The organism is Halomonas sp. TG39a, from assembly GCF_000744395.1.
Lineage (GTDB): Bacteria > Pseudomonadota > Gammaproteobacteria > Pseudomonadales > Halomonadaceae > Vreelandella > Vreelandella ventosae_B.
In genome coordinates this window covers 1,974,767-1,988,014 of sequence record NZ_JQLV01000001.1, presented here as the reverse complement: position 1 = coordinate 1,988,014, position 13,248 = coordinate 1,974,767, and the positions used below count along the sequence as shown (strand labels likewise).

General features: G+C 52.8%; 12 protein-coding genes. 7 read left to right on the top strand and 5 right to left on the bottom strand.

Going from position 1 to position 13,248, the window contains the following annotated elements; genetic code table 11:
* The 4 genes from U738_RS08810 to U738_RS08795 all read left to right on the top strand — a co-directional run bounded on the left by U738_RS08810 (position 1) and on the right by U738_RS08795 (position 4,189).
* Complete coding sequence (locus tag U738_RS08810) at positions 1-864, top strand: intradiol ring-cleavage dioxygenase (protein ID WP_035579377.1); 864 nt, start codon at positions 1-3, stop codon at positions 862-864.
* A gap of 59 nt (positions 865-923) precedes the next feature.
* On the top strand, positions 924-1,514 hold the full coding sequence (locus U738_RS08805) for a malonic semialdehyde reductase (protein WP_035579375.1): 591 nt from the start codon (positions 924-926) through the stop codon (positions 1,512-1,514).
* A 117-nt stretch (positions 1,515-1,631) separates the two neighbouring features.
* On the top strand, positions 1,632-2,369 hold the full coding sequence (locus U738_RS08800) for a sulfite exporter TauE/SafE family protein (protein ID WP_035579373.1): 738 nt from the start codon (positions 1,632-1,634) through the stop codon (positions 2,367-2,369).
* 38 nt (positions 2,370-2,407) lie between these two features.
* Positions 2,408-4,189 (top strand): ABC transporter substrate-binding protein, encoded by a 1,782-nt coding sequence (locus U738_RS08795; RefSeq protein WP_035579372.1) that lies wholly within the window; start codon positions 2,408-2,410, stop codon positions 4,187-4,189.
* A gap of 67 nt (positions 4,190-4,256) precedes the next feature.
* Here the strand turns inward: U738_RS08795 and U738_RS08790 are convergent, their stop codons facing one another.
* From U738_RS08790 to U738_RS08775, 4 genes are all read right to left on the bottom strand, one after another.
* A complete protein-coding gene (locus U738_RS08790; RefSeq protein WP_035579370.1) occupies positions 4,257-5,060 on the bottom strand; it encodes an SDR family NAD(P)-dependent oxidoreductase in 804 nt (267 codons plus the stop codon).
* Between the two features lie 270 nt (positions 5,061-5,330).
* On the bottom strand, positions 5,331-6,509 hold the full coding sequence (locus U738_RS08785) for a toxic anion resistance protein (protein ID WP_035579368.1): 1,179 nt from the start codon (positions 6,507-6,509) through the stop codon (positions 5,331-5,333).
* Positions 6,510-6,572: 63 nt separating this feature from the next.
* Entirely contained in the window at positions 6,573-7,514 is a 942-nt protein-coding gene (locus U738_RS08780; protein WP_035579366.1) for a hypothetical protein, read from the bottom strand.
* A gap of 111 nt (positions 7,515-7,625) precedes the next feature.
* On the bottom strand, positions 7,626-7,814 hold the full coding sequence (locus U738_RS08775; RefSeq protein ID WP_035579364.1) for a YgaP family membrane protein: 189 nt from the start codon (positions 7,812-7,814) through the stop codon (positions 7,626-7,628).
* A gap of 458 nt (positions 7,815-8,272) precedes the next feature.
* Here U738_RS08775 and U738_RS08770 point away from each other — a divergent pair, with 458 nt between their 5' ends.
* The 3 genes from U738_RS08770 (at position 8,273) to U738_RS08760 (ending at position 12,500) form a co-directional block, all read left to right on the top strand.
* The gene (locus U738_RS08770) at positions 8,273-9,394 is read left to right on the top strand and encodes an endonuclease/exonuclease/phosphatase family protein (RefSeq protein WP_035579363.1); all 1,122 of its coding nucleotides are present in this window, start codon (positions 8,273-8,275) and stop codon (positions 9,392-9,394) included.
* Positions 9,395-9,713: 319 nt separating this feature from the next.
* On the top strand, positions 9,714-11,021 hold the full coding sequence (locus U738_RS08765) for an ATP-grasp domain-containing protein (RefSeq protein WP_035579362.1): 1,308 nt from the start codon (positions 9,714-9,716) through the stop codon (positions 11,019-11,021).
* 573 nt (positions 11,022-11,594) lie between these two features.
* On the top strand, positions 11,595-12,500 hold the full coding sequence (locus U738_RS08760) for an extracellular catalytic domain type 1 short-chain-length polyhydroxyalkanoate depolymerase (RefSeq protein ID WP_035579360.1): 906 nt from the start codon (positions 11,595-11,597) through the stop codon (positions 12,498-12,500).
* A gap of 275 nt (positions 12,501-12,775) precedes the next feature.
* Here U738_RS08760 and U738_RS08755 read toward each other — a convergent pair whose 3' ends face one another.
* Complete coding sequence (locus U738_RS08755; protein WP_035579358.1) at positions 12,776-13,150, bottom strand: hypothetical protein; 375 nt, start codon at positions 13,148-13,150, stop codon at positions 12,776-12,778.
* Positions 13,151-13,248: the final 98 nt, after the last annotated feature.

The window sequence follows — 13,248 nt, the reverse complement described above, 5'->3', positions numbered from 1 at the left end:
ATGCGTAACTTAACAGCCGACAATATTACCGCAGCGGTGATCGATGAGTTTTCCAGCTGTGATGATGAACGGCTTAAAACGCTGCTTAATGGCTTGGTTAAACACCTGCATGCCTATCTGCGCGAGGTGCAGCCCAGTGAGAAAGAGTGGACCCAGGCAATTGAGTTTCTAACCCGTGCGGGGCAGATGTGTGACGACGAACGCCAGGAGTTCATCCTGCTGTCTGACACTCTTGGTGTGACGATGCTGGTCGATGCGATTAACCACTCGAGCAGTGATACTAACATTACCGAAAGTACTGTGCTGGGGCCTTTTTACGTGGCTGACCCTCCCCAGGCGAATCAAGGTGATGCCATAAATTGGGGTGTTGAAGGCGAGCCGCTATTCGTCGAGGGCAACGTGCACGATGCCCAGGGTAAACCGTTGGCGAATGTCACCATTGATGTGTGGCAGTCCGACAGTGAAGGCTTTTATGACGTTCAAAAGCCTGAGCTGGAAAACGCCTCATTACGCGCGCGCTTTCATACCGACCGCCAGGGTCATTATGCCTTCTGGACGGTGACTCCTTCACCTTATCCGATTCCCACTGACGGGCCTGTGGGCAAAATGCTCGACATCACCGGGCGTCACCCATATCGACCTGCCCATGTACATTTCATGTTGATGGCACCGGGGTATGAAACCTTGGTGACCCAAATCTTCGCTGAGGACGATCCCTACCTCGATTCTGACGCGGTATTTGGTGTCAAAGATTCACTGGTCAAGGAGTTTGCTCAGCAGCCGGCGGGGCAGGCGCCCGACGGTCGGCAAATGGAAACGCCTTACCGCTACTTTCACTACGACTTCGGTTTGAAGACGGCCTGAACGTTTCACCCTGAACGTCCAGCTCGTACTGAGCTGGCTAAATCGAAAGAGGAAATAACATGACAACGATTGATCAAACGGCTATCGCAACCCTGTTTACAGAAGCACGCACCCACAACGTTTGGCAGGATCGTGAGGTCAGCGAGGAGACCCTGCGCGAACTGTATAACCTGATGCACTTTGGGCCCACTTCTATGAACTGCCAGCCCTCGAGAATTATTTTTCTGACCACCGATGAAGCAAAAGAGCGCCTGAAGCCTGCTCTGTTACCGGGTAACCAAGAAAAAACCATGAAGGCGCCTGTGGTTGCTGTCATTGGCTTTGACACTGAGTTTTATGAGCATCTGCCGCGTATGTTTGCCCACAATAAGGATGCCAAGTCGCTGTTCGAGGGTAAGCCTGACTTTATTCACTCCACGGCCTTCCGCAATAGCGCCATTCAGGGCGGCTACCTTATTTTAGCAGCGCGTGCGCTAGGGTTGGATGCAGGCCCCATGTCCGGCTTCAATAATGCCGCCGTGGATGAAGAGTTCTTCCCGGATGGCAAAGTGAAGAGCAATTTCCTATGCAACCTAGGCTATGGCGATGCCAGCGCGCTGTTCCCACGTGGCGATCGTTTCTCCTTCGATGAAGTGTGTACAGTGCTGTAAACATTAGCATCGCTACGCTTAATTGTTTGCCTAAACGAAAAGGGGCCGTGACTGTCATGGCCCCTTTTTTCGATCGTAATAAGAGGAGCTGCGGCTCAAGGCTGAAGAGGCTTTCAGATGGTTGTTGACTGGGTGTTTGTGGCGCTAATGGTGACGGCTGTGCTACTCACGGGTATTTCCAAGTCGGGTTTTGCCGGTGGGGTAGGCGTGGTGGCTGTGCCGCTAATCTCACTAAAGGCGAGCCCGACCTTTGCAGTGGCGGTGATGCTGCCGCTACTGATCGTGATGGATGTGTTTAGTCTAAAGGCGTGGTGGCGACAGCGGGTTGATCGTTTATTGTGGCTTATGTTTCCACCTGCGGTGCTGGGTGTGGCGATAGGCTATTTCACCTATGGCTGGTTTGACGAAGCGCTACTGAAGCTATTGCTAGGTGTTTTTTCGGTGCTGTTCGGCCTGTGGGGGTTGTTCAAACCGCTGCGCGGAAAGCGGCTGCCTGGTTGGGTGGGGGGCTTGTGTGGTGGGGTGGCAGGGTTTACCAGTTTTATCGCCCATGCTGGCGGCCCTCCGCTTAACTTTTACTTACTGCAGTGCCAATTAACCAAGCAGCAATTTTTGGGGACGGCTGTCGTCTTTCTAGCGATTACTAACTTGGTGAAGCTGGTTCCCTATACCCTGCTGGGCTTGGTGAATATCGATAACCTGACGATAGCACTGCTGCTGATGCCTGTTGCGTGGTTGGGGGTTCGGTTGGGGCTGGTTATTCAGAAGCGCATCGATGGTGAGCTGTTTTTCCGAGTGATCCTGTGTTTACTGATTTTGCTGGGCATTCGGCTAATTATGGACGGTATAGGCTGATTGTCAGCCTTATGGCTATGTGATGTTTTGGAGTCGTCATGAGAGACGGTCATGTTGAGATAAATGAGGCTAAACCAGAAGGGCCTTACGATAAGCTGTCGCAAATGCCCGCCTCAAAAATTTCTAATACAGAGTTCGCACGATTCATCGATTTCATTGAAAAATTCGAAGACGAAACTGAAAGCACGCTTTCCATGTCGTTGGGCTATCGAGAGATGCGTATGTTACTGCACGTTATGCGTAATCATCTTGCGGGAAGATTAACCACCCCAACATCATTGGCTGATGCGTCTGGCCTTACCTATGGGACGGCAAAGCGCGGCATCGAAAGCATCATGCAGCGCGGTCTGCTGATCTCACGCCCACGCACTAAGTCAGGTAAAACGGTTTCGCTGCATCCTTCCGCCCAAATGATCCAGGAGTGGGAAAGCTACGCTGAGCGAATCAAGGGGTTCCTTGGGCCATTGTTCGGGATAGACCCGGCATCTGATACCGCCAGTAAGATATTTCTTGGCACCTCATCAATAGAGCGCGTGATATCGACCCCAGCCGTGCTGTCTGCACGACTGGAGCTGAAGGGCGGGTTACGTGTGCTGGCGCATGCTGACCCCACATTTATGGCCATGCATAACCTGAAGCGTCAATTGGAATCGATTTTTGGGCTGGAAATTCGTAACAAAGCAAAATCCATCGATAATTTGCTAGATGAGATTTTAGACAATGCCCGTTTGGCTAAGTCGCGTTATGACGTCGTGGCCTGTGACCTACCCTGGTTTGGTGAGCTAGCGGCGAGTGGAGTGCTTATGCCTCTCGACGCGTTAATCAAACGCGATGATTATGATCTCTCCGATTTCCACCCAATGGCTATTCAGAGCTCCAGATACGCAGGCAGCCAGTACGGAATACCGGTTCAAACAACCCCCGAATTGCTTTGCTATCGCCAGGATATTTTCGAAGCAGCGCAGTTGCCGCCTCCCACCACAACGGAAGCGCTGGTTAAAGTGGCAAGGCAGTTACATGCCCCTTCCAAAGGACGTTACGGTATCGCCTGGAATGCGGCGAGAGGAACGCCCCTTGGGCACACCTTTAGTTTTTTAATGGCGAAGTTCGGCCAGCCGTTGCTTAATTTACCCATCTGTCAGGGCGGTTATGACTTTCAGCAAGCCGCGGGCGAGCAACTGCGACCTATGTTCGACTCAGATGCCGCTTATCGGGCCTGCGAATATATGCTGGATATTTTGAAATATTCGCCGCCTAATATTCTCACTATGTCCTGGTACGAGCGAGCCAAATCGTACGCTTCTGGGGAAGTCAGTATGGCCTATTGCTATACACTTCTGGCGCCTCTGTTTGAGTTAGATAAGCAATCACCGGCGTATGGCAACACTGGCTACTTACCCCATCCAATTGGCAATCACGGTCGCGCTATAACTCCCATCGGCGGTTATGCCCTGGCCATTCCTGCTAACTTGGCACCAGAGCGAGTTGAGGCAGTCTGGACGGCGCTTAAGCACCTGACCTCTGCCAACATGTCCAAGCTTTATATTATGAATGGCAGCCTGGTAACGCCTCGCTTTAGTGTCAGCCAGGATCCTGAAGTGTCTGCATTATCGCCGCTGATTAAAATCGTCAATGATATGGCTAAACAGGACATTTTACAGGCCTGGCCACGCCCGCCTGTACCTGGAATAACTGACATCATTAGCATCGCGGGGAATGAGATATTCGACGTGCTGGATGGACGGCGCTCGATCAAGAAAGCGCTCTCTATTGCTCAAGAGCGTGCCGATAAGGTAATGCGAAGCAGAGGCGTTTACTGATTGAGCGGCAAAATGAACGATCCCCATGTTCCAGTAAGCAAAACATGGGGACGATCAACGCGGGTAGCTACTGCATGATCATACCGCCATCGATCATAAGCAGTTGTCCTGTCATGTAATCCGATTCCTGACTGGCCAGAAAAGAAGCGGTACCGACCACATCTTCAGGGTAAGAGTAACGCTTCATTAGAATCATTTTCTCAGCAAGTTCATCCATCGACTGTCCCTGCTTATCGAATTTGCCGATGCTAACCAAATCTTTATCGAGCTGTTCCCATAGTTCAGTGCGCACTACGCCGGGGCCATAGCCATTAACGGTAATATTGTGATCCACGAGCGCTTTAGCACCGCCGTTGATCATGGCTAGCACCGCATGTTTGCTGCAAGAGTAGGGGACTACATCGTCAAACGCTTGGCGAGAAAGAATCGAGCCAACGTTAATGATTTTATAAGGGCCGTTGTCTTTACCCTGGCTGATCATCTGCTTAGCGGCTTCCTGCATGCCAAGCAGGCAGCCCAACGCGTTAACATCCATAATCTGGTGCCAGTTTTCCTCGGTAATATCGAGAAACATCAATGGCTTGTTGATACCCGCATTATTGACCATCACGTTCAAGCTGCCAAAGGCGTCGACAGTGGCTTTAACAGCGGCAGTTACTTCAGCACGGTCGGTCACATTGAGTTTGACCGCAATGGCGTCGCCGCCGTTTGCCTTGATACGTGCGGCAACTTCTTCGCACCCTTCAAGGTTGATATCCGCCACGCAAACGTTTGCTCCTTGTGCAGCATAGTGTTCGGCAACGGCGGCCCCCATGCCACGTGCAGCGCCGGTAATCAAGCAGTTTTTACCTTTAAGTCGAGTGTTGTCCATGAGCTTACCTTGTAAGTTTTGTTTTGGGTCAGTCCACGCTACCAACGTTAATTAATCCTGGTGACTTGGCGCATGGAGCCTTTGTTAACAAGGGCTTCCGTCGTTTATTCGTCAATGCGAATGACAGTTTTTTATTACCTTGTGTTGACATATTCTCGGGATGTCGTCTTCGCAATGACAGGTTGGTCTGTTGCTAATATGACCAGATTGGACGTTTCAGTGGGCGTTGCGATGGGAAAGCGAATCTAATGAGAGCTTGATGACATCTTCTTAGTCGTTGGCAGTGGGGTCGTACTTGTGTTGCGCCTGATTACCTTCGCTTAGACGCTCAATGGATGCGTTACCTTGCTTCGCCAGGGTTGCCAAGCGGTTGATCTGCTCGTCCAGGCGGGGTAGGGCTTCCTGACGATAGTTTGAGAGATCATCAATGGCGCCCATCACCTCCCCAAACGCTTCCTCAAGCACTTGCATGTCGAGCATTGCGGAAGAGGCTCGTTTCTGGATGTCTACGCCTTGCTGGCGCAGCGCCTTGGCAGTGCCGCCAATCATCTGCGAGGTGGTCGTGTTGAGGGCTTCGACGCGATCCAGCACTAGACGCTGGTTGGCCATTGCCATGGCGACCGTCACTGCCACGGTGAGGGCTGAGACGGTGACATTGATGGCTCTGTCCACACCGCGCATCAATTCCCGGTTGTTGCGGATGATCACTTCCAGCGCCAGCACACCCTGCTGGCTTACCGCCAGCTGCTGCTGGAGATCAACGATGCGCTGCCGAAGTGGAAACAGTAGTTCTTCCTCAAGAAATTGACGCCGTGGGTCATCGCTGTCTCGGGCGGCTATCTCGTCGCACAGGCGTTGATCAATCAAGCGCCCCAGGGCGATCTGGCGGTTCAGCTCGGTTAGGATGTCATTGAGGGCTTTCTGGTCATCGCTCAGCGTCAGGTTGTCACGATGTAGCATGTCGCGACCGCTTTCCAGATCCTCAATGATCGCATCCAGGGCTTGCTGAGCATTCTCAAACTTATGGAAATAGCGCTGTAGCCGACTATCGATACCGGGAATGATCGCTAGAACGCGATCCAACGCGCTTGGCATCAGGCGATGACGTGAAGGGTCGAGACCCTCCATGCGGCCGCGTAGATCGGTCAGTGCCTTGGCAACGGGCCCTCCTTCATCGCCCTGGTGGGCCAGCTTGCGCAGTGGCGTTTGTAGCATGGCGCTGCGGTGGGCGGCCTGCTGTTGCAACTCAAGGCCCATCTCGTCCACGGCCCGGCGCTGGCGAACAGTTGACGCCTCGTCACCCTCGGCAAGGATATCCTCGACAAAGCGGTCGGCCATCGCCTCAAGCTCAGGGTCGCCGGAGCCGGCTTGACTCGTGCCCAACTGGCTGGCGATCTCGTCCACCGGGGGCAGGGAGAGGCGAGGTTGGTCATCGGATTGCTGCGTCATGGGCATCTCCTGAGCTGTCTAATAAAAACGTATGAATACCGCTCGCAGCCAGTGGCCGCTGGATTACTCCTTACGGGCATAGCGATCCGCGCCTTCGACAAATTGGCGCAGATCCTCCAACGCCTTCTCGGTGGTGACCGAGGCCTGTGGTCGTGCCGTCTCAATACGCGCCATGGAAACGGCGGTATCATCAAGCACGGTCAGGGCGGATTCAATGCGGGCGGAGAGCTTATTTAGCCGATGTTCGGTCTCTACCAGCAGATCCAGGCGTCGCACCAGCGCGGCGCGTTCTTCATCGCTTAACCGTTTGCCCTCCCGGTCCAAACGATCCCGAACGTAATTACCATCGACGCTAACCACCCCGCGCGCCTGCGAAGCCATGGTCGTCAGCGTATCCACCGCGCCGAAACAGACCTGGGTAACCAACCCCCGCGAGCGCTCGAAGGCCAGCTCGCCAGTTTGGAATCGGCCACTCAGCACGTTCATTACATGGCGGTAGCGGCTATAGAGGCGATCTGAAAGGATCGCTAGGTCAGGGCGCTGCACGTCAAGTAGGCTCTGTTTGGCTTGACACATGGCGAGCACAAGGTCGTCGGATCCCACGGGCGGCCTTGCTGGATCAAGCACTAACACGCCAGCTTCATAGGCCTTGCGCTCCTCTTGGGCACGGCGCTGATGGGCTTCGGCCTCTCGTTGTGCTTCCCAGCGACGTTCGCGGCGGCGGGCCAGCCAGCCGCGCAGTCTTCGCTCGATAGGCAGCGCCACAGGAATGGCAACAATACCCGCTAGCCAGCCCAATAGGCTCGGGCTGAAACCACCCCATAGGGAGGTCAGCCACAGCAGCATACTGATAAAAGGGATGATCAGGCAGTAGCGGGCGATGACCTGCAGGCGGCCCTGGGTCGCCACTGGAAGTGCCAGCCCAGGGTTGAATAGGCCAACCAGTAGCCAGGGCAGGCAGGTCATAAACAGGCCATAGGAAAATCCCTGCAGGAATCCCAACATAGATGCGGCTATCCTTCGGTCATGGAACGCAAACACGAAGTGTAGAGTAACTGAGGTTGGGACGCTAAGCACCCGTTGGGCAACTGCAGGGCATTGGCTGACGCTGAGGTGTTATTTAACCTTGCAGGTATTGATGCCCAGTAGCTTGTAGGCTGGGCAAAAGTTAAATAGCCCGGTGGCTAACGGCACCACGCCGATCCAGCCCCAAACACCGATGGTTCCGGTTAGGGCCAGTACGATCAGTGCAATGCCTACCAGGATGCGTAAAATCTTATCGATACCGCCTACGTTGCTAGTCATGACAGGCTCCTCAAAAAAACTGGGTTCAAGTGCTTAAAAATAGCCGCAGTAGCGGCTGTCAGTGCCAGGGCAGTGGTGCTGGTTTATGGGCGTTATTGATACGATTACCTCGTTGGGTTTTTAGGCATAGGTATCAATCATTTTTATTGGCTTTTGATATAAGTTAATAACCTGTACTTATATAACGAGCATAGCCGCCTTTTTGCTCATGAACACGAGGCAAGTGGTCGCAGCTTGATCTATATCAAGCCTGTGGGGCTTTTAGTGGTTGCGAACAGCTGTATCGCTGGAGAAGGGCGCAATTACTTGGATGGGCAGGGGCCATGACGGCGTCTTCCAGATAAAGAGCATGCGTCTATCCGGAGAGGGGTATGCTTAAATCGTCACAATATCTGCGGCAATCTAGGCCGGTATAACTGGGATTCTCCTGGTTACCGTTGCTGCGTTTGAGAGGTTTCATGCTGTTAAAACTGCTTCTCTGGGTGATCCGTTTATTGGTGATCTTGATGTTAGTGGTGGCCTTGCTGCCATTAATACCCAGCGGTCAATGGTGGGTCAGGCTGTGGGATTTTCCGCGCCTGCAGCTAACGGGCGCGCTGGTTCTGCCACTGCTGCTCCTGGGTGTGCACGCGTGGCTTAAGCGTCCACGAAAAGAACACGCCGTGTGGGGCGTTGTCATCCTAGCCATAGCGGGGTGGCACTTAACGCACATCCTGCCGTTTACATCCGTTTGGTCGACCGAGGTGCCTACCGCTGAGGTACAGCCTGGTGAAAACCGGACGACGCTCAAAGTGCTGACGGCCAATGTTACTTACACGAACGATCACTACGCTGAAGTCCTGGAGATGGTTCAGCGTGAAGATCCCGATCTACTGCTGCTAATTGAAGTCAATAGCGCCTGGGCCGAGGGACTGGCGCCCCTTGATGAAGATTATGCCTATCGAGTAGGCGAGGTACGCGGTGAGGGCCTTGGGATAATGCTGTGGTCACGAATTCCGCTGCTGGAAGATGAGGTTAAGTATTTGGTCTCTGAGCGTAGGCCCTCAATTTTCGCGACCATCGACGCGCCAGGCATTGGGCCCGTGCGCTTTGTTGGCGCCCACCCGGTGCCGCCAGGCTTAGAGGAGAGAACCGTCAGCAACGAGGATAAACGTCGGGACAGTCGTGAACGCGATGCAGAGCTGATGCTCATTGCCCGTAATGTTGAACAAGACCCGGACAACCGCTGGATCGTCACTGGGGACTTCAATGACGTAGCGTGGTCTGACACCACTAAGCTTTTTGCCGATTTGAGTGATCTTAAAGATCCTCGCCGTGGTCGGCGACTGCTCAGCACCTACCATGCAGAACACCCATGGTGGCGATACCCGATTGACCACCTGTTCGTTTCTGATGGGTTCCATCTTATTGATATCGACAGAGTGAAGGTGCAGGGTTCGGATCACTTTGGTCTTTCTACCACGCTAACCGTTGGTCAAAAAGATCAAGGAAAACCAGAGGCTTCTCCCGAGGAGGAGGAGGAAGCTCAAGAGATGGTCGAGGAAGGAGCTGAAGACGCTGCCGAGCATGATGGTGGTTAATCACAGGCAGCTAGGGGCATCGATAAAGCCGGGTTTTTGTTAATTTTTAAAATAGGTGGGGCTATTGTGCCCTAGAAGACAGGCAGAATTATTCTTTAATAATCTTTAGATAACTTCTACAGCTATTCAACAGGAATTCTACAGTTTAGTTGCCATTTGTAACCGTATCGACTAGCTTAATTACTAGGGGTGCGCTAAAAAATACCCTAATGCTGGCTTACTCAATCGCCACTGAGCACCACTGACTGCGGCTCAGCTCACTTGGTGCGCTCTAATCCCAGCGCAGTCAATTTGGGTCAACCAGCAAGGAGGACATTGAATGTCGATAACATCAGAAAAGCAATTACCCGAAGCAGTAGCGGCTTGGCGTGATCCAGAATTGGACTCGGTTAAAGGCACTGAGACCCCTAAAGATCCAAATAAGGGTTACATCGCCCTACTTGGCTGGAGTGTGAACGCGATCAAGGCTGCGCAAAAATTTGACCGCCGCTATGTCGTTGTTGCGCCGGAGTGGGCCGCGGATTTTTGTACTGCTAACAATATCCCTTTTCTCCCCTGGGACTTCATTCGACTGAATGATCGGTCGATGGAAATTGCTGAAAGATTGAAAGAAGAAGGCGTGGACGTTGCCATCCCGCTGTTTGAGGAAACCGTTGAGTGGTCCGGCGCGATCAACTCCGTGCTCCTTGATAGTCCGCGGATGTTCGGACAGTCCATCCTTTTCCGCGACAAGGCCCTAATGAAGCGCCGTGCTCAGTTGGGTGGCATTCGTGTCGGGATCTTTGAAGAGGCTCATGAGAAAGAGGACATCGTCCGCTTCATGAAACGCGTCAACCAAACGCTGCTCAAATTGGACGGTGATCCGGATGACCCGATTCACGTCAAAGCATTCGACAAAGCCGGTTGCCTTGGCCACCGGATGATTCGGACGATAGACGAAATCGAGAATATTCCGGATGACGAATATCCGCTGCTGATGGAAAGTCACTTAAGCGGCTGGGAGTTTGCCGTAGAAGCCTGGATTCACGATGGCAAAATTCAGTTCCTGAACATTTCTGAATACGTGACGCTGGGCTATTCGGTCTTCGTACCCGCGACCGCGGAACTGGAAAGCTGGCGCAATGCGATCACCAAGCAGATTGAGTTGCTGATCAAAACGTTCGATATCCAGTTCGGTTTGATTCACCCCGAGTACTTCGTCACCGCTGATGGTGAGATGTACTTTGGCGAGGTTGCCTATCGTCCGCCTGGCTTTAAAGCGTTTGAGCTGATCGAAAAAGCCTACGGGTTCAACGCCTATCAGGCGTCGATGCTGGTGTTCGATCCGAAAAGCAGCAAAGAGGAAGTGGCTGCCTTCTTCCCACGCGAAGTGGTCGATGCGAAGGGTTATGCCGGTTGCTTTGGTGTATACCCTCGCCGTCGTGTTGTCAGCAAGCTGGAAATGCCGGAAGAAACGATTAATCATCCGTATTTCGAGTCACACGAACTGGTCGCGCCAACTGAAGAGACCGTTCCTGACCGCTCGGCCTTCGGGACGCATTGGGGCTTGCTATTCTTCTTTGGTGACGACCCCATCAAGATGCGCGATTTGCTAAAAGCCCAAGAGGATCTGGACTTCTACGTCTAACGTTCGTTAACGCAATGCGCTGATCTATGGGCGCGTGTATCAGTATCAGGAGTACTCAACCTCCCGATGCTGATATACGCGCCCTTTATTTTTGTCTGCGCTCCGAGAGAAAATTGATGCATCCTATATTTATATTAAAAATCAATTGCTTATTATTTTTCTGACTTTTTCTTTGTTGTGCACCATACGGTACTGACTGGCTAGACGCGTTGGTACTACCGTGCTAAGTTATTGTTAATAAACGGTCTAACATCTGACTGATAACACTTGAAGTGTTTTTGGTCTGCCTGAATGCTTAAAATTCCACTGCTATGTTCGATAGCGCACGGTAAGTGTTTGCTTTAAGGGCCATCCTACAGGTGAGCGAGGCAAAGGATATGCCTACACAGGGACGTTGCGCTATGCGCTGCAGGGGACGCAGCGCCCCTTTCTCACAGTAAACCGATTGTTCGATAGTATCTCATTCTTCGTACCGCGCTTTGTCCTTGGCATCAGGGATCGTTACCTGGCGCTGTTCTCAACGGGTGGTTTCTATCCTCGGTTTGGCAGAAGTAAACTGGCAAAGGAGGGCATATGCCGACATCTTCAGTTAGCCTTGATCGTCTGACCGACATGAAGCAATTCGGAACTGACCCTGGGTCGTTGCATGCGGATACTTACATACCTAAGAACTTCCCAAAGAACGGGCCGCTCGTGGTCGTGCTACACGGCAGTACCCAGTCGGCAGAGAGTTATAATCGCGGTTCAGGCTGGTCTTCCCTCGCTGACGAATGCGGGATAGCACTCCTGTATCCGGAGCAAAGAAAAACCAATAACCCGCTTAGTAGCTTTAACTGGTTCAAGTCTGGCGACAGCCGCCGGGGAGATGGAGAACCGCTCTCTATTCGCCAGATGATCGAGCAGGTCGTTGATGATCACGCCATCGACCCGTCGCGCATCTTCGTCACCGGGATGTCTTCGGGGGGCGCCATGACATCTGTGATGCTGGCCACCTATCCTGAGGTGTTTGCAGGTGGGGCGATCATCGCTGGTTTACCCTACCGCAGCGCGGACAACCTTATAGAGGCGATGGTTCGTATGAAGGGGTATGGGGGCCCATCGGATCACAGGCTCGACGCGCTTGTGCGCGAAGCCTCGACCTTTGAAGGCCCTTGGCCAACGATATCGGTCTGGCATGGCGGTAGCGATTCGACCGTCGATAATGCCAACGCCGATTCCATCGTTCGGCAGTGGCAGCAGATCCACAAGGTTGAAGGGCCACCGACACGTGTAGAGGAACTCGATGGTTTTCCCCGCCAGATCTGGTGCAATGCGGGTGGGCAGGAGGTGATCGAGGAGTACATCATCAAGGGAATGGGCCACGGCACACCGATCATGGCCGGTGGAGACGAAGGCCTAGGGGAAGCAGACAAGTATATGCTGGAAGTCGGCATTTCTTCGACCCGCCATATAGCGCATTTCTGGGGCCTTACGGAGTAGTGGAGCGGTGGTCGGGCGTGTCCCGCGGCCACCGCTCTTTAAATCTGCGCATTACCTCCGCCCCAGTCACATTTGCCTAACATAGCTGCCTGGGGCGTACTCCATGTCGGGTAGCCTTTTGAACCAATGCCTGGCGCCGGAGCTAGATGTCCTGAGTGCTCCTTCTTAGCCTCGCCAGTGAAGCCCGCACAAACCTATCCAGACTGCCGCATTGAGTATCGTCGAACAGCATAAGCACTATCCCCCTCCAACGATTGCAGTATTTATTTCAAGTCCTATAGTTCACACCAAATACGCTCTCGGAAGTCTTCACTAAGCTCTGACACGTTGCGCATACGGTTAAAAGTGGCTTCTGTCATATCACCAGCAATTTGGTGATAGCAAGACGCTACTGATTCCGGTGTCAACGGCCCATTGAGGCCCAGCATGCAGTGGGTGAGCTTGCTATATACCGGTGCCATGGTCGCAAGAAAATCGATTTCATGGCGCAATGCGTCGTTAAGTGTTGCTAGCCAAAGGCATTGCAGCTTGGCCGCCGAATGGGTCGTTTCAGTCCACGGCTGATACCAAAAAGTGAGAAAGTCTTTGTTATCGAGCATGTTGCTATTGGCGATGTTAAGAGCGGCGTTTGGAAACGTTGATGTTGTCATTTTCTTGGCTCCTCAAGTGAAGTAATAAGTATAGTGCTCATCAATTTCACAGCCGTATTTAATAGCCGCTGGTTTGACCGACATCAATGTTGTAGTGG